This is a genomic window from Curtobacterium sp. NPDC087080 (assembly GCF_044745105.1).
Classification (GTDB): domain Bacteria; phylum Actinomycetota; class Actinomycetes; order Actinomycetales; family Microbacteriaceae; genus Curtobacterium.
This window is the reverse complement of record NZ_JBIUZP010000003.1, coordinates 518,049-541,347: the sequence shown is the minus strand read 5'-3', so window position 1 is coordinate 541,347 and position 23,299 is coordinate 518,049. Positions and strand designations below refer to the sequence as shown.

At 72.1% G+C, this 23,299-nt stretch carries 15 protein-coding genes and 1 tRNA gene; 11 read left to right on the top strand and 5 right to left on the bottom strand.

Annotated features, from left to right (window positions below; translation table 11 throughout):
* Positions 1-70 precede the first annotated feature (70 nt).
* Positions 71-679, bottom strand: coding sequence for a TetR/AcrR family transcriptional regulator (locus tag ACIPEQ_RS10800; protein ID WP_402715142.1), 609 nt, complete (start codon positions 677-679; stop codon positions 71-73).
* Positions 680-1,037: 358 nt separating this feature from the next.
* On the bottom strand, positions 1,038-1,811 hold the full coding sequence (locus ACIPEQ_RS10795) for a trimeric intracellular cation channel family protein (protein WP_126892617.1): 774 nt from the start codon (positions 1,809-1,811) through the stop codon (positions 1,038-1,040).
* A gap of 69 nt (positions 1,812-1,880) precedes the next feature.
* Here ACIPEQ_RS10795 and efeU point away from each other — a divergent pair, with 69 nt between their 5' ends.
* Genes efeU through ACIPEQ_RS10780 form a run of 3 tightly spaced genes read left to right on the top strand, consistent with a single transcriptional unit; the run spans position 1,881 to position 5,990 of the window.
* The gene (gene efeU, locus ACIPEQ_RS10790; protein ID WP_402715141.1) at positions 1,881-3,470 is read left to right on the top strand and encodes an iron uptake transporter permease EfeU; all 1,590 of its coding nucleotides are present in this window, start codon (positions 1,881-1,883) and stop codon (positions 3,468-3,470) included.
* The gene (gene efeO / locus ACIPEQ_RS10785; RefSeq protein WP_402715140.1) at positions 3,457-4,716 is read left to right on the top strand and encodes an iron uptake system protein EfeO; all 1,260 of its coding nucleotides are present in this window, start codon (positions 3,457-3,459) and stop codon (positions 4,714-4,716) included. Before efeU ends, efeO begins: the two co-directional genes overlap by 14 nt.
* Positions 4,713-5,990: a Dyp-type peroxidase gene (locus tag ACIPEQ_RS10780; protein ID WP_402715139.1), complete on the top strand. Its 1,278-nt coding sequence runs from the start codon at positions 4,713-4,715 to the stop codon at positions 5,988-5,990. The genes efeO and ACIPEQ_RS10780 overlap by 4 nt, the downstream gene beginning before the upstream one ends.
* Before the next feature lie 272 nt (positions 5,991-6,262).
* Here the strand turns inward: ACIPEQ_RS10780 and ACIPEQ_RS10775 are convergent, their stop codons facing one another.
* Complete coding sequence (locus ACIPEQ_RS10775) at positions 6,263-8,614, bottom strand: bifunctional metallophosphatase/5'-nucleotidase (RefSeq protein ID WP_402715138.1); 2,352 nt, start codon at positions 8,612-8,614, stop codon at positions 6,263-6,265.
* A 124-nt stretch (positions 8,615-8,738) separates the two neighbouring features.
* Positions 8,739-10,553, bottom strand: coding sequence for a thiamine pyrophosphate-requiring protein (locus tag ACIPEQ_RS10770; RefSeq protein WP_402715137.1), 1,815 nt, complete (start codon positions 10,551-10,553; stop codon positions 8,739-8,741).
* 103 nt (positions 10,554-10,656) lie between these two features.
* Between ACIPEQ_RS10770 and ACIPEQ_RS10765 the strand changes: the two genes are divergently transcribed.
* Entirely contained in the window at positions 10,657-13,869 is a 3,213-nt protein-coding gene (locus ACIPEQ_RS10765) for a CshA/CshB family fibrillar adhesin-related protein (RefSeq protein WP_402715136.1), read from the top strand.
* A 92-nt stretch (positions 13,870-13,961) separates the two neighbouring features.
* On the opposite strand, the gene ACIPEQ_RS10760 is transcribed toward ACIPEQ_RS10765, so the two are convergent.
* The gene (locus ACIPEQ_RS10760; RefSeq protein WP_402715135.1) at positions 13,962-15,128 is read right to left on the bottom strand and encodes a Gfo/Idh/MocA family protein; all 1,167 of its coding nucleotides are present in this window, start codon (positions 15,126-15,128) and stop codon (positions 13,962-13,964) included.
* A gap of 81 nt (positions 15,129-15,209) precedes the next feature.
* Here ACIPEQ_RS10760 and ACIPEQ_RS10755 point away from each other — a divergent pair, with 81 nt between their 5' ends.
* From ACIPEQ_RS10755 to ACIPEQ_RS10725, 7 genes are all read left to right on the top strand, one after another.
* A complete protein-coding gene (locus ACIPEQ_RS10755; protein ID WP_402715134.1) occupies positions 15,210-16,634 on the top strand; it encodes a glucose-6-phosphate dehydrogenase in 1,425 nt (474 codons plus the stop codon).
* A 103-nt stretch (positions 16,635-16,737) separates the two neighbouring features.
* Complete coding sequence (locus ACIPEQ_RS10750; protein ID WP_402715133.1) at positions 16,738-17,523, top strand: dienelactone hydrolase family protein; 786 nt, start codon at positions 16,738-16,740, stop codon at positions 17,521-17,523.
* A 111-nt stretch (positions 17,524-17,634) separates the two neighbouring features.
* A tRNA-Arg gene (locus ACIPEQ_RS10745) sits at positions 17,635-17,707 on the top strand.
* Positions 17,708-17,919: 212 nt separating this feature from the next.
* The gene (locus tag ACIPEQ_RS10740) at positions 17,920-19,311 is read left to right on the top strand and encodes a purine-cytosine permease family protein (RefSeq protein ID WP_402715132.1); all 1,392 of its coding nucleotides are present in this window, start codon (positions 17,920-17,922) and stop codon (positions 19,309-19,311) included.
* Between the two features lie 164 nt (positions 19,312-19,475).
* Positions 19,476-21,032 carry a hydantoinase/oxoprolinase N-terminal domain-containing protein gene (locus tag ACIPEQ_RS10735; protein WP_402715131.1) on the top strand — a complete coding sequence of 519 codons (1,557 nt, stop codon included), beginning with the start codon at positions 19,476-19,478 and terminating at the stop codon, positions 21,030-21,032.
* Positions 21,029-22,183 carry a DUF917 domain-containing protein gene (locus ACIPEQ_RS10730; protein ID WP_402715130.1) on the top strand — a complete coding sequence of 385 codons (1,155 nt, stop codon included), beginning with the start codon at positions 21,029-21,031 and terminating at the stop codon, positions 22,181-22,183. Before ACIPEQ_RS10735 ends, ACIPEQ_RS10730 begins: the two co-directional genes overlap by 4 nt.
* A complete protein-coding gene (locus ACIPEQ_RS10725; RefSeq protein ID WP_402715129.1) occupies positions 22,180-23,295 on the top strand; it encodes a DUF917 domain-containing protein in 1,116 nt (371 codons plus the stop codon). The genes ACIPEQ_RS10730 and ACIPEQ_RS10725 overlap by 4 nt, the downstream gene beginning before the upstream one ends.
* Positions 23,296-23,299: the final 4 nt, after the last annotated feature.

Below are 23,299 nucleotides of genomic sequence, written 5' to 3'. Positions count from 1 at the left end.
CGCGCGGTGCCGCCGGGCGCTGCGGCGGCCGGGCGGCCGCCGCGAGCCGGCCGCCGCGCAGCGCCGGGCGTCAGCGCCGCGGGCGTACCACCGCGTCCACCAGGCTCGCGATCACGTCGCCCGGGTTCACCCCGGGCAGCGCCGGCCCGTCGAACACGATCCCCACGTTGGCGCCGACGAGCAGCACGGCGAAGTCCTCGAGCGGCATGCCCGGCTCGACCTCCGGGTGCGCCCCGAACCACGTCCGGACCAGCTCGAGCACGCCGTCCTGCAGCTCGCGGCGCTGGCGGACGAACTCGGGCATGAACTCGGGGTGCCGCAGGGCGTAGCCGCGGAGCTCGGACACGAGGGCGAACTGCCGACCCTGGTCGTACCGCCCGAAGGCCGCCCGGACGACGTCGGCGATCCTCGCGGCGCCGACGTCCTCGCGCACGACCTCCTGCAGTGCCGCGAGGATCCGGTTCGTCGAGCGCTGCATGACCTGGGCGACGAGGTCCTGCTTCGACGAGAAGTTCGAGTAGACGGCCCCCTTGCTGAAGCCGGCCCGAGCGGCGACGTCGTCGAGCCGGGCGCCGTGCACGCCGGACTCGGCGAACACGTCCGCACCGGCGACGAGCAGGCGTTCGCGCACCTCGGAGCGGGGTGTCCTGGGACTGGGGGATGAGGCGTCGTCGCGCATGGGTCCTGGTCCGTGATCGTCGTCGTGGACGGTGGTGCGCCGTCCTGTCGATCCCCGCGCGTCGGTGGCGCGCGGGCCGTGCCGCACCGGGTCCGGTGCGACCCTCGAGGTCCTGCCGCGCCGCGCGTCGTGATCACGCGCGGCACCAGCGGGGCCCCCGGCCCCGTCGCTCGGTGGACCGCCACGTTCGGGTCGTGTCGGTGCGTCGAGGACGGTGGTCACCGGGTCGATACCCGGCGGTAGCGATGGTACCGCGCAGGGGCCCCGATGCCCCCGGTCCCGCGCTCCGGGGACGGTCGGACGTCACCGCGGCGGAGCGGCCGGCGAGACCACCGACGGAACCGCCGCCGCGCACTGCTCAGGTGTCGTCGGGCGTGTCCCGCTCGCTGCGGACGGCCCCGCGGCCGGTCCGGCGTCCGGGGCGACGGAGCAGCCGGATCGCGTCCGGCCGGAGCCGCCGTCCGCGCTGCAGCAGTGCGCCGAGCGTCGACTTCGGCTGCCATTCGCGGCCGTTCGGCAGGCCCCACCCGCGCTTCACGGCGCCGTACCGGAGTCCGAGCGACAGCACGATCGCGGCGATGATGCCGATCGACGGCGACCCGAGGTACGAGGCCACCACCATCACCGCGGACGCTGCGACGGCCACGGTCGCGTACAGCGCGTTCCCGCCGAACACCGCGGGCACACGCCGGAGCAGCAGGTCGCGCATCGCCCCACCACCGACCGCGGTGATGGTGCCCATGATGATGGCGGCGGGCCAGCCGAGCCCGGCGTCGAAGGTGCGCTGCACCCCGACCACGGACCAGAACCCGATGACGGCGGCGTCGAGCACGGTGAAGAGCCGGTCCCACGTGAGCTCCGAGAACGACACGAGGAACGCGACCAGCGCGCCGGCGATCGCCACCGGCAGGTACAGCGGGTCGACGAGCGCGACCGGCGGGCCGTTCTGCAGCAGGGTGTCGCGGAGCATGCCGCCGCCGAGCCCGGAGACGAAGCCGACCACGAGGAACCCGAACAGGTCGAAGTCCATCGTGCGCGCGAGCGATCCGCCCAGCAGTGCCGAGGCGAACACGCCTGCGAGGTCGAGCACGTTGGTGACCGACGCCAGGGCCTCCGGGGTCAGCACGTTCATGAGAACCATCAAACCCCACACCGCAGGAGTGGCGAGTCGCGACCGGGTTAGGTTAGCCTCACCTTCGCCATGATCGCCACACTCGTCATCGGCCTCCGCGAAGGCCTCGAAGCGACGCTCATCGTCGGCATCATCGCCGCGTTCCTCCGTCGCAACCGCGCACCCCTCGCCCCGATGTGGGTCGGCGTCGGGCTCGCGGTCGCGCTGAGCATCGCCGTCGGCTTCGGGCTGCAGCTCGTCGAGCAGGCCCTGCCGCAGGCCCAGCAGGAGGGCATGGAGACGATCATCGGCGCCGTCGCGGTGGTCTTCGTCACCGGGATGATCGTCTGGATGCGCACCCACGCGCGCACGCTGTCGCGGGACCTGCAGGCCAGCGCCTCGGCCGCGCTCGGTCGCGGCACGGCGTGGGCCCTCGCCGGCATGGCGTTCCTCGCCGTCCTCAAGGAGGGCTTCGAGACCTCGGTCTTCCTCCTCGCGACCTTCCAGGCGTCGTCCGACACCGGCTCGGCCGCCCTCGGCGCGGTCGTCGGCATCGCCGTCGCGGTGGCGATCGGGTACGGCATCTACACCGGTGGCGTCCGCCTCGACCTCGGCCGGTTCTTCACCGGCACCGGCGTCTTCCTCGTCTTCGTCGCCGGCGGCCTCGTGCTGACCGCGCTGCGGCACGCGCACGAGGCCGGCTGGATCGTCGTCGGCCAGCAGCGCACCGTCGACCTCGGCTGGCTCGCCCCGAACGGGTCGCTCCGCGGCGCCCTGGTCACCGGCGTGCTCGGCATCCCCGCCGACCCGCGTGTGATCGAGGTGGCCGGCTGGCTCCTCTACGTCGTGCCCGTCCTGGCGATCGCGGTCTGGCCGCGCCGCTGGCGACCGTCGGTCGCCCGCGTCCCGCTGGTCCGTGCTGCGGTCGCCGCCGGGCTCGCGGCCACGGCGGTCGTCCTGGCCCTGGCCGTCCCGAGCACGGGCGTCGACCTGCCGCGCACGACCACGGTCTCCGGCGACGCGCGCTCCGTCACGGCCGACGTCGACGGTGCAACCGCCGTCCTGCGCGTCACCGGCACCGGCCGGGAGTCGCGCACCACCCTCCCCGCGTCGTCCCACCGCCGCGTGACCCGCTTCGGTACCGCCGCCGACCGCTGGCAGGTCACCGAGGACGTCCCGGCGACCGAGCGTCCGACGTCGCTGACGCTCGACGACCTCGTCGGCCTGTTCGGTCGGGTCCCCGTCGGCATCTCGCCGAGCACGAACCCCGGGCCGTTCGCGGCCCGGTGGACCGTCCGCGACACCGTCGCGCTGACCACCGTCGGCGGGGGCGTCCTGGACGCGACCCGCTCGGAACGCGACGTGCTCACGCTGAGCGGTGGGGGCCTCCCGGCCGCCCGGACCACCACGCTGGAACGCACGGTGTGGGCCGTGCCGACGGACCGTGTCGACCGCGCGGCCGCGGACCTGGCCGCCGCGCACACCCGCGCTGCCGAGCTGCGGCTCTGGGACACCTGGCTGCCGGTCGTGCTCCTGTTCGCCGCGGCCGCCCAGGCGCTGCTCGCCCTCCGCGACCGCCGTCGTGCGGTCGCCCCACCGACCACCACCCCCGGAACCGACCCGTCGCGCGGACCGCCCGCCGACGTCCCTGCAAGGAGCCTCGACCATGCCGTTCGGTAGGACCGCCCGCACCCGCGCCGCCCACCCCCTGGCCGCCCGCCCCCTGATCGTCCTCGGCGCCCTCGGCGCCCTCGGCACCGCCACCGCCCTCGCGCTGACCGGCTGCTCCGCCGGATCGCCCGCCGACGACGCCTCGAGCGGCACCGGGAAGGTCTCCCGCGTCACCATCACCCTGACGAACGACGGGTCCGACGCCTGCGCCGTGTCGACCACGAAGGTCCCCGCGGGCCCCGTCACGTTCACCGTGCACAACGAGTCGTCCACCGCCATCACCGAGGTGGAGCTCCTGCAGGACCAGCGCATCCTGGGCGAGAAGGAGAACCTCGCCCCCGGGCTCGACGCCGTCCGCTTCACGGCCACGCTGAGCGGTGGGGAGTACCAGGTGTACTGCCCGGGCGCCGAGCACGAGCTCACCGACTTCACCGTGACCGGCAAGGCCGCGTCGACCGCGAACAGCAGCGCGGCCACCCTGCTCGCCGACGGCGCGAAGGGCTACGCGACCTACGTCGACGGCCAGGTCACCGACATGGTGGCGGCCGTGCAGCAGCTGCAGCACGACGTCGACGCCGGTGACCTGGAGGCGGCGAAGCGCGACTACGCGGCGGCCCGTCCCTTCTACGAGCACGTCGAGAGCGACGTCGACGGCTTCGTGAAGCAGGGCTTCTCGGCCACCGACAACGCCGGCAACCTCGACTACCTGATCGACATGCGCGCGTCGAACCTCGACGACGCCGTCGGCTGGAGCGGCTTCCACGCCGTCGAGAAGGACCTGTTCCAGGCCGGCGCGATCACCGCGTCGACGAAGGAGACCGCGGCCGCCCTGACCGCCGACGTCGAGCTCCTCGCGAAGCGCGTGCCGTCGATCGAGTACAAGCCCGAGGACCTGGCGAACGGGGCAGCCGGGCTGCTCGAGGAGGTCCAGTCGAACAAGATCACCGGGGAGGAGGAGGCGTACAGCCACATCGACCTCGTCGACCTCGCCGCCAACGTCGAGGGTGCCCGGCAGGCCTTCGCGTACCTCAAGCCCGGCCTGACGAAGGTCGACCCGGCGCTGACGAAGCAGATCGCGACCCAGTTCGACACGACGAACACCCTGATGGACGGCTTCCGCGACGCGGACTCGCTCGGCGGCTTCGCCACGTGGGACGACGCCGCGAAGGCGGAGGACGCCAACCGCATCTCGCAGCAGGTCCAGGCGCTGCAGGACCCGCTCTCGCGCCTCGCCGAGAAGGTCGCGACCGCGTGAACGACTCCCGGTTCTCCCGTCGCGGGCTGATCGGCGCGGGCATCGCGGCCGCCGGTGCGGGTGTCGGCGCCGTCGCGGGCGTCGCCGGGTCGGCCGTCGCCACCGGGGTCGACCCGTTCACGGCTGCGGCGAACGGCGACGAGTCGATCGACCTGTCGCAGTCCGTCCCGTTCTACGCGACCGCCGCCCGGCAGCCGCAGGGCGGGATCCGCACGACCCCGCAGCGGCACTGCGTCGTCATGGTGTTCGACCTGACCGCCTCGACCGCGACCGAGCTGCAGGTCCTGCTCGCCCGCTGGTCGGCCGCGATCGCGCAGCTGCAGGCCGGTCGGACGATCGGCAGCGTGGAGCCCGCGCACGGCGACGGCGTCGGTGCGGACACCGGCGAGGCGCTCGACCTCGGTCCGGCCTCGCTCACCGTCACCGTCGGGCTCGGCCCCGGGGTGTTCGACGAGCGCTTCGGCCTCGCCGCGAAGCGTCCGGCGCACCTGGCCGCGATCCCGACGCTGCCCAGTGACAGCCTCGACGAGCAGCTGACCGGCGGGGACCTGTCGTTGCAGGCCTGCGCCGACGACCCGCAGGTGGCGTACCACGCGGTGCGCGACCTGGCGCGGATGGCCCGCGGCACCGCGACCGTGCGCTGGACCGTGATCGGCTTCGGTCGCGCCTCGGCCGGTCCCACGCAGTCGACGCCGCGCAACCTGATGGGCTTCAAGGACGGCACGCGCAACGTCACGACCGACGCCGAGTACGACCGCTTCGTGTGGCTCGACGACGACGCCGGGTGGATGGCCGGCGGCACCTACCAGGTGGTGCGGAAGATCCGGATGAACCTGGAGACCTGGGACGCCGACGTCGTCAGCGACCAGCAGCGGGTGTTCGGCCGGACGAAGGTCGAGGGCGCACCCCTGTCCGGCGGGACCGAGCACACGACGCCGGACTTCCACGCCCGGGCGCCGCACGGCACCGAGGACGGGACCGCGATCGACGCGCGCTCGCACGTCGCCCTCGCGGCGCACGAGAACAACGGCGGCGTGAAGATCCTGCGCCGCGGGTACAACTACACGGACGGGCTGAACCAGTACGGCCAGCTCGACGCCGGACTGCTCTTCGCGGCCTACGTGAACGACCCGGAGCACTTCACGCGTCTGCAGCGGAAGCTCGGGGCGTCCGACCGGTTGAACGAGTACGTGTCGCACATCGGGTCCGGTGTGTTCGCCGTGCCGCCCGCACCGCGCAAGGGTTCGTACATCGGGGAGCAGCTCTTCCACTGATCCGCCGCAGGCAGGAGGTGGGTGCCCTCCGTCGTTTCCCTGGAGACGGAGAGCACCCGCGCCGCGGAGTCCGGCGGACGGAACCACCGTCCGCCCCCTGGGGGACGACCCGGCACGGCGCATCGCGGTGCGACAGGGGGAGCGTACCTCGCGAGGCCGGCGTGGGGCAGTGGCCGTCCGGGATCGGACAGCGGAACGGGCCGCCCCGCATGGTGGGGCGGCCCGTCGCGCTGTACTGGCCTCGGTCGGTGCTCCGGCCGGGAGGCGCGGTGTCAGTCCGTCAGGACCGGCCCGTCCTCGACGGTGCGCTTCCGGCGTGCGAGCACGAGTGCCACGGTGCCGGCGAGCAGCAGGACGCCGGCGGCGATGCCCGGGAGCACCAGGTCGGCGCCGGTGAACGCCAGGTCGCCGCGGGCGGCACCCGGTCGACCGGCGTCCGCGACGCCGGAGCCCGTGCCGGAACCGATGCCGGCTCCGGCACCGCTGCCCGGTAGGCCGCTACCGGGGGCGCCGGGGTCGGTCGGCTCGCCGGTGCCCGGCTCCGGCTCGACGGCCGTCTCGACCGGGATCGTCACCGCGAGGGTCACGGTCTGCCCGTTCGGCAGGGTGAGGACGAGCGGCTCGTCGGTCGTCGCGGTGGGCGCCGCGAGGGCGGCGACCCGGGCAGCGGTCGTCGGGGCGGTCGGCTCCGTGTTCGCGGCGGGCGCCCCGGGCACGGTGAACTCGAGGGTCGCGCGACCCTGCTCGTCGGTGGTGTCCACGACCGTCGTGTCGACCTCGGCGGTCGCGAGCTCCTGACCGCCGGCGCTGACCGCGACGGTGCCGCCCTGGTCGGCCGCGTTGCTGAAGGTCAGGGACGACAGGTCGATGCGGACGGCGTCACCGGGGCCGAAGCCGCCGGTCGGTGCCTCGGAGACCCGGACGCCGACGGACCGCTGGTCCTCCTGGACGGCGACGGTCGGGTGCGCGCGGAAGTACTGGACCTGCGCCTCGAGGTCGACCATGCCGCTGTCCTGCTTGGCGGCTGCCTCCTTGAAGGCGCCGAAGTTGTCGCCGCCGGTCGCGAGGAACGAGTTCACCGTGACCTTGTAGGTGCGGTCGGACTCGATCGGCTGGCCGTCGAGCGTCATGCTCGTGATGCGCTCGCCGGCCGAGGCCAGCGGGTCGTACGTGTAGCTGAAGCCGGCGGAGGCGCCGAGCTTGAGGAACGGGCGGCTCGCGGTGGTCGGCTGCCACTGCTGCTCGAGGGCGCGGCGGACCTGGTCGCCGGTCAGGTCGAGCACGACGAGCGTGTTCGCGAACGGCTGGACGACCGCGGCCTCCTTGTAGGTGACCGCACCGGAGGCGATGTCGGCTCGGAGACCGCCCGGGTTCATGAAGGCGATCTGCGAGCCCTGGCGCTGGGTCTGGTCGCGCTGGACCTCGGCGACGAAGTTGCCGAGGGTGGACTCGCCGCCCCGGTTCTCGCTGCGCAGTCCTTCTGCGTTCGGCGACTGCACGGCGCGCTTGAGGTCACGGTCCACCGTGCCGAGCTCGACGGCGCCGAGACGGTCGGCCTCCTTCACGGCGGCGTCGACGGTCGCCTGGACGGCGGGGTCGGGCGTGTACGTGCCGTCGACCAGGCGCAGGTTCTCGGGCGCCGCTGCGGTCACGGTGCCGTCCGCGGCGACGGTGAGTCGCACGTGGCCGAGGTTGAAGCCGTACGAGCCGGTCTGGATCACCGGACGGGCGACGGTGCCGCCGGTCGGGACGACCGAGTACGCGTACGTCTGGTGGGTGTGCGCGGAGAGGATCGCCGAGACCTTCGGGGTGACGCCGTAGACCGCGCGGGCGAAGTCCGTGCTGGACGACGGGGTGACCGGCGTCGGCGACTCGGCGCCGTCGTGCACGAGCAGCACGAGGACGTCGGCCTCGTCGTTCGCCGTTTCTCCGTCGGTGAGCTGGGCGGCGACCTTGTTCACCTCGGTCGTGATGTCGCCCATCTCGAGGCCCGCGATGCCGTCCGGGGCGACGAGGCCCTGACCGACCAGGTCGACCGTCGCGCCGATGAAGCCGACACGCTTGCCGCTGATCTCCTGGATCGAGTACGGCTGGAACGCGGGCTTCCCCGTCGTCGAGTCGAGGATGTTCGCGGAGACGTAGTCCCACCGTGCCGCACGGACGCCCTCGCCCTGGCCGCCGATCACGCGGTCGCGCAGGTCGTCCTGGCCCTTGTCGAGCTCGTGGTTGCCGATGGCGCTGACCGACAGGTCCATCTGGTTGAGGACGTCGATGGTCGGCTGGTCGTCCTGGATGAAGGACTCGAAGGTCGAACCACCGATGTTGTCGCCGGAGCTGACGAAGGCGGACGTCGAGGGGTCGGCGCCGCGGAGCTGCTCGAGCGCTCCGGCGAGGGTCGCCGCGCCGGCGGCGTCGCCGTCGCGCGGGGTCGGCTTGCCGTCGGTCTGGGAGATCGACTTCGCGATGCGGCCGTGGAAGTCGTTGACGTTGTACAGGTCGATCGTCGTGTCGCCCTCGGCGGCGAGGGCGGCGGACGGGACGGTCAGGGCGGTGAGGACGCCGGCGGCGACCAGGGCGGCGGCCCCGGCCAGGCGCCGGCGACGCGGGGGAGTGTGAGCGTTCATCGGCGCCGAACCTACGAAACCCCACAGGCAACGCGCCAGGTGTTGCCGCAACACGTCACGTGTTGTTCACACCACGGGGGACGTTCCTCCCGTTCGGGGGACAGACGCCGATGCGGTCACGGCGTCAGTCGCGCCCGAGTGCGCCCTTGACCCGTTCGACCGCCTCGGCCGCCATCGCCTTCGCCGAGTCCTTGATGACGCCGAGCTCCGCCGGGTCGCCCTTGAGCAGGCTCTTCGCGGTGTTGACGGCGTACTCGGCGGTGATGTGCGGCGGCAGCGGCGGCACGTTGCGGCTGACGTACGCGTCGATGAGCGTCACGCCCGGGTTCGCGAACGCCCGCTCGACCGCCGCCTCGACCTCGTCGTCGCGGTGGACCGCGATGCCCTCGAAGCCGAGCAGCCGCGCGTACCCGGCGTAGTCCATCGACTCGACGTCCTGCGAGCCGGACCACATCGGGTTGCCGTCCTCGGTCCGCATCTCCCACGAGACCTGGCCGAGGTCGTCGTTGTGCATGACGACGATGACGAGCTGCTGGTTCGGCCACTGGGCCATGTACTTCTTCACCGTGATGAGCTCGTTCATGCCGAGCATCTGGAACGCGCCGTCGCCGATCGTGCAGACCGCCGGGGCGTCCGGGAAGGCGAACTTCGCGGTGACGGCGTACGGCATCGCGGCGAGCATCGTCGCCAGACGACCGGACATGTCGCCGTGCATGCCGCGGCGGAGCCGGATGTGGTGGCCGTACCAGTCGGCCGTGGTCCCGGCGTCGCAGGTGACGGTGACGCCCTCCGGCAGCCGCTCGTTCACGGCGCGGATGACGCGTCGCGGGTTGACGCCGTCGTCGTACGCGACCTCGGCCTGGCGGTGCATCTCCGCCTCCCACTCGCGCATCTCGCCGGCGAGCTTGTCCTGCCACGCGGTGTCCTGCTTGTCGCGCAGCAGCGGCATCACCGCCTCGAGCGTCGCACCGACGTCGCCCCAGAGGTTGAGCTCCGTCGGGTACCGCAGGCCCATCTGTTCGGGCTTGATGTCCACCTGCACCCCGCGCGCCTGGCCGGAGGCCGGCAGGTACTCGCCGTAGGGGTAGTTCGAGCCGAGGAGCACGATCGTGTCGCACTCCTTGATCTGCGTCAGGCTCGGGCGCGAGCCGAGGAGCCCGACCTGCTGCGTGTGGTACGGCACGTCGGAGGGAACGACGTCCTTGCCGCGGAGCGCCGTGATGATGCCCGCGCCGGTCTTCTCGGCGGCCTCGAGCACCAGGTCCGTGGCACCGCGCGCACCGGCGCCCACCAGGAAGGTCACGCGCTCCCCGGCGTTCAGGATCTCGGCGAAGCGGGCGATCTGGTCCTGCGGCGGGACGATGCGGGTCGACGGGGCGACGTCGCTCGACCGGGACACCCAGTGCTCGGCGGCCGGGGCCTCGTACGCCATCGCCTGCACGTCGTGGGGGAGCACGACGACCGCCGGCTGCTTCCGGAGCATCGCGGTGCGGAACGCCGTGTCGACGACGACACCGACCGCGTCCGGCGTGGCGACGGTCTCCACGTAGCAGGCGACGTCGGCGAACACACGCTCGAGGTTCGACTCCTGCTGGGTGAACGATCCGATCGATGCCAGGCCCTGCTGCCCGACGATCGCGACGACCGGCTGGTTGTCCATCTGCGCGTCGTACAGGCCGTTGAGCAGGTGGAACGCACCGGGGCTCGAGGTCGCGACGCAGACCCCGACCTCGCCGGTGAACTTCGCGTGCGCGGTCGCCATCAGCGCGGCGATCTCCTCGTGCGTCGGGCGGACGTACTCGAGCTCGCGGTCGCTGCCGTCGGCCTTGCCGAGCGCCCCGTCGAACGCGCCGATCCCGTCGCCCGGGTAGCCGAAGACGCGCGAGACGCCCCATGCCTTGATGCGGTCGATGACGAAGTCGCTCACGGTCGTGCTCATGCACCCACGGTGCTCGGCCGTTCCTGTACGCACTCAGGCACGTCGACGCGGGACCTGAATATTCATGTGGTATATTTTATGGATACTACAGAAGGGCAGCATCATGCAGACACGTCGCAAGCGAGCCGTGGCAGCCGTCACGGCAACGGCGCTCGCGGCCGGGAGCGCCGTCGTTCTCTCGGCGGTCCCGGCCACCGCGCAGGAGGCCACCGGCGGGGAAGGGCGCTTCGTCCAGCAGATCCAGTGGATGGACTTCGGCGCCAACGGCGAGACGGTGCCGGCCGATGGGTTCACGAAGACGGAGCGGATCGACCTCGGTGGCCAGGAGGTCGACCTCACCTGTGTGATCGGGCCGCAGCGAGGCGGAACCCTCAAGGCGTACCGCTCTGGGGAGTGGCAGGGTGACGCCCTCGACGATCTCTACAACGTCGGTGGTACCGGCAGGTCGAACACGTTGGTGAACGCGCTGGCCAACGAGGTCGACGGCAGCACGGTGACCTTCGACTTCTCCTGCTCGGCGACGGTCAACGGCGAAGCGCTCCCGCTCGGAGGCCTCGTCATCGCCGACGCTGAACAATCGCGCACGGGTGAGTACGTCGCCGCGACCGCTCCCTCGTCCGCGACGTGGCGGATCATCGACCGCTTCCGGGATGCGGAGTGTGACAACTCCAACATCGCGTCAGTCGACGCCACCAACCGCCTCAAGATCGAGAGCCCGTACACGGCGAGCTGTTCGTCCGGTCCCTCGACGGTCGCCTTCCTCGACGGTGCCACGAGTGCTTCCTCCGTGGAGCTGAAGGGCGGCGGGCTCTCGGCCATCGCGCTCGGAGTGGTGATGACGACGAGCCGCTCCGACGCTCCGGACAGCTTCGGTGGTGCCCTCCACCTCCAACAGCCGAGGTGGAGTGGTGGCGACGCGCTCAGCGCTGGTGGGACTGCAGTCTCTGAGGACTCCTTCGGACTCGCGACCCTCCAGCCGATCACGCCCCGGTTCGGTGAGGACGCCAGCACCGATGACGGACTCACCGTCCCGGCATCGATCACGACCTGGCCCGGGCAGCGGGTCCGGATCCCAGTGCAGTGCTCCGGAACCGGGGCCGCGGTCGCAGCATGGGCAGACTGGGACCATGACGGGAAGTTCTCTCCGGACGAACGAGTGACGGGTTCCTGCGATGCTGCCGCGAGCGTCGAGTGGACCGTTCCCGACGACGTGGCGAGCGGTGACCTGCACATCCGGGCGCGGACGGCCTCGTCCGCGAACCAGGTCGCTTCTCCTGACGGACTGGCGACGAGCGGTGAGACCGAGAGCTACACGACTGGCCTCACCCGTCCCGCTCCCGTCACGACGAACGACAGGTCGACCACGGGTCAGAACACCCCGATCGACGTCGACGTCCTCGCGAACGATCACCCGAGCGCCGTCGCCGGAACGACCTTCGAGACCGAATCGCTCACGGTGTTCGACGGCTCGGGCAAGCCGGTCGACGTGGTCGAAGTCGACGGCGGAACGGTTGCGGTACGGGACGGTGAGCTCCGGTTCACGCCCGCTGCAGGTTTCGTCGGCACGATCGGGCCGGTCCGTTACGGGATCCAGGACAGCATCAAGCAGACGGCGCAAGGCACTGCGGAGGTCGTCGTGACCGCTGTCGAGCCCGTCGCCGCGGATGACCAGGTGTCGACCTCGCAAGGGCGCGCGGTCGCCGCGGACGTCCTCAGCAACGACGCGGCGGGTAACCCCCGCACTCCGCTCGATCCCGGGTCACTCCGGCTCCAGGGCGCGTCCGGACTTGTCGAGGACCTCGAGGTCAGCGGCGAAGGGACGTACTCGATCGCCGACGGCGGGATCCGCTTCGTTCCTGCATCCTCGTTCTCGGGTACTACTTCGCGGGTCACCTACAGCATCGCGGACGTGGACGGCACCCGGACGACGGCGACCCTCACGGTGACGGTGGACCCGGTCACCCCGGTCGCGGCCGCGGACACCGCGACGGTGCGTCAGGGTGGCACGGTCACCACGGACGTCCTCGCCAACGACGTCGCCGGGGGCGAGGAGGTCGACCTGGACCGGTCGACGCTGTCGCTGAACGGCGCCGGCGAGGTCGAAGGAGTCGGCACCTTCGAGGTCGTCGATGGCAAGATCCGCTTCACCGGCGCGAAGCCCTTCACCGGTGAGGCCTCGATCGACTACACCGTCCGTGACACCAACGGCACTCCCGCCACCGCCACCCTCACGGTGACGGTGGACCCGGTCACCCCGGTCGCGATGCCCGACGCGGTCGCGACCGAGCAGTCCGATGCCGTCACGGTGCCCGTCCTCGACAACGACCTAGCGGGCGACCCGGACGTGTCGCTCGACCCCGCCACGCTCGCACTCGTCGAGGCCGACCAGCCGGTCGAGACGCTCGACCAGCCCGACGTGGGGACCTGGACGATCGACGGACTCGGCGTGCACTTCGCCCCGGTCCGAACCTTCACGGGCACCGCTTCGGCGACGTACCGCGTGGCCGACGGGAACGGCACGACGACCGACTCGACAGTCGACGTCACCGTCACGGCGGTCGTGCCGGTGACGGAGCCCGACGACGCCACCACCGACCAGGGCGCTCCGATCTCGATGGACGTCCTCGGCAACGACCGTGCGGGCCGTCCGGCCACCCCGATCGATGCCGAGAGCCTGGCCCTGGTGTCGAGCACGGCGGACGACGAGACCGAGCAGACGGCCGAGGGCCAGGGCACCTGGACCGTCACGGACGAGCACCGGATCCGCTTCGCGCCGGAGACCGGGTTCGTCGGGACGGCCACCGCGACGTACGCGGTCGAGGACGCCAACGGCACCCGGGTCTCAGCGGCGGTGCACGTGGACGTCGTCGAGGCCGACCTCGGTCTGCGGGACGACTCGGCTCGCGGACAGCAGGGGCACACGCTGACCGTCGAGCCGCTCGCGAACGACGAGCCGGTCCGCGGTGGGGCGCTCGACCCCCGCACCCTCCGCGTCCTCGCGCCAGAGGGCGGAGACGCGACGGCGCCGAAGGACGGCCTCTCCGTCACGGTTCCCGGTGAGGGCCGATGGGCGGTGTCGCTCGACGACGCCGAGGTGCGCTTCGAGCCAGAGGCGGACTTCTCCGGCACGGCGACCCCGATCCGGTACAGCGTCGCGAACGAGCACGGGGTGACGGCCACAGCCGAGGTCACCGCGTCACTCGACGCGACGCCCGAGGAACTGGCGTTCACCGGCGCGGTGCTGCCGATCAGTGCCGTGGTGTTCGCAGGCCTCGCGGTGCTCGGCGGGCTGCTGCTCCGTCGTCGCCGCGCCTAGCAGGACGGTCGCCGAGCTCGGTGTCGGTGAGCAGACCAGCTCGCCGACACCGAGCTCGGGTCGTCCGCAGGACGGTCCCCGGTGCGCAGGTGTCAGATCGCGTGCCAGGTGCCGTCGGCAGCGCTGGCCACGACGGTCTCGATCACGGACGCAGCCCGGGCGCCGTCGGCGAAGGTCGGGAGCCCCTCGGGCCAGGCCGACCGGTCGCCCTCGGCACGGACCGCGGCGTAGGTGTCGGCGACGAAGGCCGCGAAGGCGTCGAGGTACCCCTGCGGGTGCCCGGCCGGCACGACCGCCAGACGCCGCTGGTCCGGGACGCCCTGCGACGGGTCGCGGACGACGATCTGCGCGCCGCGCTCGTTGCCGAACCACGCGGTCTCGGGCTGCTCCTGGTCGAACGCCGCCGAACCGAGGGTTCCGTCCACCTCGAACCACAGCCGGTTCTTCCGTCCCGCCGCGACCTGCGAGATGACGACGTTGCCGATCCGTCCGGCGGCCGTGCGGAAGGTGGCGACCGCGGTGTCCTCGGTCGTCACCTCGTCCCGCCGCCCGGCGTCGGCGACCGGGTCGGGGTCCGGCGAGCCGGAGAACGACGGGCCGGACGCCGCCGGGCGGGTCGGGTAGACGATGTCGGTCGCCGCGCTCACCGACCGGAACGGCTCTCCCGTGACGAACTCGACCAGGTCGCACCAGTGCGAGCCGATGTCCGCGAACGCGCGGGACACCCCGCCGGCACCCGCGTCGACGCGCCAGCTGGAGGCGTCCTCGTCGAGCATCCAGTCCTGCAGGTAGTGCCCGTGCACGGCGAGCAGTCGTCCGAGCTCGCCGGCGGCGATGCGCCCCCGGATCTCGCGGACCGCCGGGTGGTAGCGGTACACGAACGGCACGGTGGCGACCACGCCGGCCTCGTCGGCGGCGGCCACGAGCTCGGCGGCCTGCTCGGCGCTGATCGCGAGGGGCTTCTCGCACACGACGTTGATGCCGGCACGGATCACCGCCATCGACTGCGGGTGGTGCTGGTCGTTCGGCGTGCAGACGTGCACGACGTCGGGGGCGTCGGCGATCACCTCGTCGAGCGAGGCGTAGCCGCGGGGCACGTCGAGCTGCGCGGCGACCTGCTCCGAGCGGGACGGCGTCCGTCCGAGCACCCCGACGACCTCGGCGCCCGCGGCCCGTGCGGCCCGGGCGTGCACCCCGGCGATCATCCCGGTGCCGACCACGGCGACGCGGATGCGCCGCCCTCCGTACCCACTGCTCATGGTGCTCCCTCGCGCCGGACTCGCCCCACCGTACCGACGCAACCCGGCCGCGCGCCGGAACGCGTGAGTACCGTCGGGGGCATGTCGAGCCTCCAGACCAGCCTGCTCATCCTCGGAGCCAGCGGCGACCTGTCCAAGCGCCTGCTGCTGCCCGGTCTCGCCACCCTCCTCGAGGTCAAGGACGACTGGGAGGTCCAGCTCGTCGGGGCGGGGGTCGAGGACATCTCCGACGCGGACTGGAAGGCGCAGGTGCGCACGTCGTTCGAGAACGCGCAGGCGTCGAAGAACGAGGAGGACGAGGGCGCCCACGACGGCGGCGAGAAGCTCAGCAGGCGGCTCGTCGAGGTCATCGAGGCCTCGACCTACCGCAAGGCGGACGTCACCGACGCCGACGACCTCGAGGCACTGCTCGACGCGTGCGACCATGACCCGGCGATCTACTTCGCGCTCCCGCCGGCCGTGACCGAGCAGAGCTGCGCCGTCCTGAAGGGCCTCGACCTGCCGTCGGGCACCCGCCTCGCGCTCGAGAAGCCGTTCGGCACCGACGCCGAGAGCGCCGAGCACCTCAACGACGTGCTGCACTCGTTCCTGCCCGAGGAGCGGATCCACCGCGTCGACCACTTCCTCGGTCGCTCCACGGTCCTCAACCTGCTCGGACTGCGCTTCGCGAACCGCATCATCGAGCCGCTGCTCTCGTCGGCGCACGTCGACCGCGTCGACATCGTCTACGACGAGACCCTCGGGCTGGAGGGCCGCGCGCGCTACTACGACAAGGCCGGTGCGCTGGTCGACATGATCCAGAGCCACCTGCTGCAGGTGATGGCCGTCGTCGCGATGGAGGCCCCGGCGTCCATCGACGCCGACGACCTCCGCACGCAGAAGGAGCTCGTGCTCCGCGCCGTACGGCCGTGGGGCGGGAACGTCGTCGCCGCCGGCAAGCGAGCGCGGTACACGGCGGGGACGATCGGCGAGCGCGAACTGCCGTCCTACGTCGACGAGGACGGCGTGGACCCGTCGCTCGGCACCGAGACCCTCGCGCAGCTGACCCTCGAGGTCGCGAACTGGCGGTGGGCCGGCGTGCCCTTCACGCTGCGGTCCGGCAAGGCGCTCGAGCAGCAGCGGCGCGAGATCGTCATCACCTTCAAGGACTCGCCGCACGTGCCGAACGGTCTGTCCGGTGCCGAGCGGCCGGACAAGCTGCGGATCTGGATCGCCCCCGACGAGATGCAGCTCGAGCTCAACGTGAACGGCCCGGGCGACCCGTACACGATCGACCACACGGCCCTGTCGGTGACCTTCAACCCGGGTCGGCTCAGCGCCTACGGCGAGGTCCTCGCCGGCGTGCTCGAGGGGGACGCGACCCTGTCGGTGCGCGGCGACAGCGCGGTGCAGGGCTGGAAGGTCGTCGAGCCGTTCCTGCAGGCGTGGCGCGACGGGAAGGCGCCGCTCGACGAGTACGCGGCCGGCTCGGCCGGTCCTGAGAGCTGGGACAACATCGACTGCTGACGCCGCGTCGGCCTGCTGGCCAGGTGGCGGACGGGAGGCGCGGTGCCGGCTGGCACCGCGCCTCCCGTCCGTCCGCCGGTCGCGCGGCGTAGCGTCCGGTGACGTGAAGACCACCGACGACGTCCTGTCCACCGTCCCCGCTCCCGCCGGCTCCGACGTCCGCGTCGAGCCCGTCCGCTACGACCACGAGGGCACCGCACTCCTCGGTGTGCTGGCGAAGGACCACGCCGTGTCGGGGCCCCGACCCGCGGTCCTCGTGATCCACGACTGGCACGGCGTCAACGAGCACGTCGAGGCCCGGGTGACCATGCTCGCCCGGCTCGGCTACGTCGCGTTCGGTGCCGACGTCTACGGCGAGGGCGTCCGCCCCGGCGACGACACCGCCGGCGAGGTCGCGGGTTCGTACTACCAGGACCTGCCGCTGTTCCGCGCACGGCTGACCGCCGGGCTCGACCGGCTGCGCGAGGACCCCGACGTCGACCACTCCCGCATCGTCGTCATGGGGTACTGCTTCGGCGGGTCCGGTGCGATCGAGCTCGCGCGCACCGGTGTCGACCTGGCCGGTGCGGTGTCGTTCCACGGCGGATTGATCGTGCACGAGCCGTCCGACGCGTCCGCGATCCGGGCGAAGCTCCTCGTGCTCACCGGGGGAGCGGACCCGATGGTGCCGGACACGAAGGTGGCCGAGTGGCAGGACGAGATGCGTGCCGTGCCGTCGGTCGACTGGCAGGTGGTGACCTACTCGGGTGCGATGCACGCGTTCGCGGTGCCGGGCACCGACGCGCCGGACCACGGGGCGCAGTACCAGGAGCGTGCCGACCGTCGCTCGTGGCAGGCGCTGCAGGTGTTCCTCGCCGAGGTGTTCGACGAGGAGCCGACCGTCGCCTGACCCTGCGACACGCCGAGGGCTCCGTGCGGCGCGGCTCGATTGGCGTTCCGCGCCGCACCTGTTGTAGAGTCTTCCACGGCCGCAAGGCCAGCATCGGTCGCAAGACCGGATGCGCTCGTAGCTCAATGGATAGAGCATCTGACTACGGATCAGAAGGTTGGGGGTTCGAGTCCCTTCGAGCGCACATCTGAGAAGGCCCCGTCGCACTGCGGCGGGGCCTTCGTCGTTCCCGGACCCCTGACGGCCCTCGTCGCTCTCTCAGCCGTGCCGCTGTGCACCGTGCACTGATTCACGTGCTCGAAACGACATCCTGCACGTTCTCTCGCTCCTGGGCCGTCACTACGGTTGCTCCAACCCGGTCGCCCCGGCCGGCACACCTTCCCCCAGGAGCATCCGATGGCCAGTGCAGCGTCAGCACCACCAGCCCCGACCGTCGTCGTCGACGACCACTCCCTGTCCCGTGTCCCCGCCTCCGCCCGCTACGGCTGGTTCCAGGTCGCGGTGCAGCGGTTCGGACAGATCTCCGCGCTGTCCCAGTTCCTGCTCGGTGCCACGCTCGGTTTCGGCATGGGCTTCTGGCAGGCCTTCTGGGCCATCACCCTCGGTGCCGTGATCCTGGAGATCGTGTCGGTCTTCGTGGGCATCATCGGGATGCGCGAGGGCCTCAACACCTCGGTCATCGCCCGGTGGACCGGGTTCGGCAAGGCCGGTTCGGCACTGGTCGGTCTGGCGATCGGCCTGAGCCTGATCGGCTGGTTCGGCATCCAGTCGGGTGTCTCCGCCGCCGGCCTCGTCGCGATCCTGCCGGTCCTGCCCGCGTGGGCGTGGTCGCTCGTGTTCGGCCTGCTCGTCACCGCGATCGTGCTCCGCGGCTTCCACTCGATGCAGTGGCTCGCGAACATCACGGTGCCGCTGTTCCTGATCCTGGTCGGCTGGGCGGTCACGGTCGAGCTGAGCCGGCACTCGATCGCCGAGCTCGCCGCGAAGGCCCCGGCCGGACCGGAACTGAGCTTCGTCGCCGGCACCACGCTCGTGGCGGGTGGCTTCATCGTCGGCGCCGTCATCACGCCGGACATGACGCGCTTCAACCGCTCCGTCGGCGACGTCGTGAAGCAGACGGCGCTCGGCGTCACCCTGGGGGAGTACGTCATCGGGCTCGCGGGCGTCCTGCTCGCCCACGCCGTCGGGTCGTCCGACATCACCCGCGTCATCACGTCGAGCGTCGGCTGGGTCGGCATCCTCGTGATCCTGCTCGGCACGTTCAAGATCAACGACTGGAACATCTACAGCTCGAGCCTCGGCGTCACGAACTTCATCGACGTGGTGTTCGGCCGCAAGGTGAACCGCGGCGTCGTCACCCTCGTGCTCGGTGTCGTCGGGTCGGTGCTGGCCGCGGTCGGGTTCCTCGACGCCTTCACCCCGTTCCTCATCGTGCTGGGCGTCGTGTTCCCGCCGATCGCCGGGATCATGGTCGCCGAGTACTTCGTCGTGAAGCGCTGGCGCCGCGAGCTCAGCGAGAGCGAGGGACTCCCGGCGACGAGCCCGACGTGGGTCCCCGCGACGCTCGTCATCTGGGCGGTCGCCGCACTGGTCGGGTACTTCGTCGCCGTCGGCATCCCGTCGATCAACTCGGTCGTCATCGCCTTCGTGCTCTACGTGATCGCCGGCAAGGCCGGCTGGGTCCGCGGGGTCGGGATCAGCCGCACCGAACAGGCACCGGCAGCGGTCGACGGCGGCACGACCAGCGAGGCCCCGGCGGCCGCTCCGGCACCCGCACCGGCGCCCTGAAGCCGGCGGTCGGCAGCTCCCTCGCCGACCGCCACCTGGCCGCCGACCGTGCCGCGGCTCCCTGATCCGGACACGGCACGGTCGGCCCGGCCCCCGCTCCAGCACCACTCGAGCACGCACCACCAGCACGCACCACCAGCACGCACCACCCCGAAGGGAACCCCATGCGCATCGGCATCGACGTCGGCGGCACGAACACGGACGCCGTCCTGATGGACGGCACCACGGTCGCCGCGGCCGTGAAGCGGTCGACCAGCCAGGACGTCACCTCCGGGATCGTCGCCGCACTGGCCGGCCTGCGCGAGCAGCGCGACTTCACCTCGGCGGACATCGACGGCGTGATGATCGGCACCACGCACTTCATCAACGCACTCATCGAGGCCCGTGGGCTCGCCCCCACCGCGGCCGTGCGCCTCGGCCTGCCGGCGACCGCATCCCTGCCGCCGTTCACCGACTGGCCCGAGCACCTGGTCGGTGCCGTGCAGGGCCGGGCCTTCCTGGCACACGGCGGCCACGAGTTCGACGGGCGGGTCATCTCGGAGCTCGACCCGGACGAGCTGAAGCGGCACGCCGAGGCGATCGGCGCCGCCGGCATCCGCTCGATCGCGATCTCGTCGGTGTTCTCGCCGATCAACGACGAGTTCGAGCAGCGGGCACAGGAGATCATGGCCGCCGAGCTCGGGCCCGACGTCGCGTTCTCGCTGTCGAGCGAGATCGGCCGCATCGGGCTGCTCGAGCGCGAGAACGCCACGATCATCAACGCCGCGCTGCGTGAACTCGCCGAGCGCATCGTCGACGGGCTGTCCGGTTCCGTCGCCGGCAGCGGCATCGACGCGCCCCTGTTCCTCAGCCAGAACGACGGCACGCTCATGGACGTCGAGTACGCCCGTCGGTACCCGGTCGCCACCTTCGCCTCCGGACCGACGAACTCGATGCGCGGCGCGGCCGTGCTGTCCGGCTTCGACACCTGCGCGGTCGTCGACGTCGGCGGGACCACGAGCGACGTCGGCGTGCTGACCGGTGGGTTCCCGCGCGAGGCCACCGGCGAGGTCGCCGTCGCCGGCATCCGCACGAACTTCCGGATGCCCGACGTGCTGTCGATCGGCATCGGGGGTGGCTCCCGCATCCGCGAGGACGGCGCCCTGGTCGGACCGGACTCGGTCGGCTACCGGCTCACCGAGGAGGGGCTCGTCTTCGGTGGCGGCACCCTGACCGCGACCGACGTGGCCGTCCGCGGTGGCCGGGGCGCGATCGGTGACGTCTCCCGCGTCGCCGGGGTGCCGGCCGAGGTCGCCGAGCGGGCCCTCGCGGTCATCGCCGAGCGCGTCGCCGACGTCGTCGAGCGCATGCGCACCTCGTCGGATCCACTGCCCGTGGTCGCGGTCGGCGGCGGCTCCGTCCTGCTGCCCGACTCCCTCCCGGGACTCGGCACCGTGCACCGGCCCGAGCACTACTCCGTGGCCAACGCCATCGGCGCCGCGATCGCCCAGGTCTCGGGCGAGGTCGACAAGGTCTACGCCATCAGCGACGGCAAGCGCTCCGCCGTGGTCGACGAGGCCCGGCAGGAAGCGGTCGACCGTGCCGTCGCCGCCGGCGCGGACCCGTCCAGCGTCGCGATCGTGGACTTCGACGAGGTCCCGATCCCGTACCTGCCCGGCAACGCCACACGCATCCGCGCCAAGGCCGTCGGTGACCTCGCGCTCGGGGCGCTGGTCCGATGACCACGACGGTCACGGCCCCGGGTGCGGACACGCGTCCGACGACGCCCACCGTCCGCCCGATCACCGAGATCGGCGAGGACTGCTCCGCCCTCGCCCGAGGTGCCGCCGTGCTCGGCACCGGCGGCGGCGGTGACCCGTACATCGGCCGCCTGCTCGCCGAGGCCGCTGTCCGCGAACACGGCCCGGTGCCGGTCGTCCAGGTCGAGGACCTGCCCGACGACGCCGTGGTGCTCAACGTCGCCATGATCGGCGCGCCGACCGTGATGGTCGAGAAGCTGCCGTCCGGCGCGCAGTTCGCCGAGGCGATCCGCAGCCTGGCGACCCACCTCGGCGTCACACCGACGCACGTCGCCTGCATCGAGGTCGGCGGCGTCAACTCCACCAGCCCGATCGTCGCGGCCGCCGAGCTCGGCCTGCCGCTCGTGGACGGCGACGGCATGGGCCGCGCCTTCCCCGAGGTCCAGATGGTCCTGCCGACGCTGTCCGGCATCAGCGCGACCCCGATGGCACTCGCCGACGAGAAGGGCAACACCGCCGTCTTCACCACCGTCGACAACCGGTGGGCGGAACGGCTCGCCCGCACCGCGACGGTCGAGATGGGCTGCTCCGCGATCACGGCGCAGTACGCGATGTCCGGCGCCGAGCTCAAGCAGTCGTACGTCCGCGGCAGCCTGTCGCTGAGCGTCGCGATCGGCGAGGCCCTCGTCGGCGCCCGTGCCGCGAACGAGGACCCGGTCGCCGCCGTCAGTGCGGTGCTCGGTGGGACCGTCGTGTTCGAGGGCAAGGTCGCCGACGTCGAACGGAAGACCGTCACCGGCTTCGCCCGCGGGACCGCCCGCATCGCCGGCTCCGGCGGGGACACCGGGCTGGAGGCCGTGCTCCGGTTCCAGAACGAGCACCTGCTGGTCGAGGTGGCCGGCTCCGTCCGCACCACCACCCCCGACCTGATCGTCACCCTGGACGCCGAGACCGGCGAACCGATCACCACCGAGGGACTGCGGTTCGGCGCGCGCATCCGGATCGTCACCGCCCCGGCCGACCCGCGCTGGCACACCCCGGCGGGCCTCGCGCTCGCCGGACCCCGGTACTTCGGCTACGACACCCCGGCGGTCCGCCACGACGGCACCGTCAGCGAGGGAGAACACGCATGAGCTGGACCATCGACGTCGACGACCTGCAAGACCTCGCCCGCGGCGCCGCACTGCTCGGCACCGGCGGCGGGGGTGACCCGCTCATCGGGATGCTGCTCGTCAAGGCGGCGATCGAGGAGCACGGCCCGGTGACGGTCCTCGACCCGTCCGAGGTGCCGGACGACGCGCTCGTCATCCCCACCGCGCAGATGGGCGCCCCGACCGTCGTGCTCGAGCGCCTGCCGGCGGGTCCGGAGCCGCTCGGCGCCCTCCGGCGGCTCGAGGCGCACCTCGGCAAGACCGCCACCGCGACGATGCCGATCGAGTGCGGTGGCATCAACTCGATGATCCCGCTGCTCGTCGGCGCGACCGGTGGCCTGCCCGTCGTCGACGCGGACGGCATGGGCCGTGCGTTCCCTGAACTGCAGATGGAGACGTTCTCGGTCTACGGGGTGCCGGGGTCCCCGCTCGCGATCAGCGACGAGAACGGGCACGGCGTCGTGATCGACACCGGGCACGACAACCGTCAGATGGAGTGGCTCGCCCGCGGCGTGACGATCCGGCTCGGCGGCGTCGCGTACATCGCCGAGTACGCCATGACCGGCGGCCAGGTGCGCGCGACCGCGGTACCCCGGACCCTCTCACTCGCGCTGTCGGTCGGGCGCGCGATCCGTCGGGCGCGCGAGGAGCACCGCGACCCCGTCGAGGGGCTCGCCGAGGCGTTCGGACAGACGATCTACACGCACCTGCGCGAGCTCTTCGACGGCAAGGTCGTCGACGTCGAGCGCCGCACGGTCGACGGGTTCGCGAAGGGTCGCGCGGTCGTGCAGGGTGCCGACGGCTCCGAGCTGGAGATCGCCTTCCAGAACGAGAACCTCGTCGCGCGGCGGGACGGCCGACTGGTCGCCGTCGTGCCGGACCTGATCTGCGTGCTCGACGCGGAGACCGCAGAACCGATCACCACGGAGCGGCTGCGCTACGGGCAGCGTGTCCGGGTGATCGGGGTCTCGACGCCCGACCTGATGCGCACACCGGAGGCCCTCGCGGTCTTCGGTCCGTCGTGCTTCGGCCTGGACGACGAGTTCGTCCCGGTCGAGCAGCTGCACGAGCGCACCCCGGTGGGGGCGCGCTGAGCGG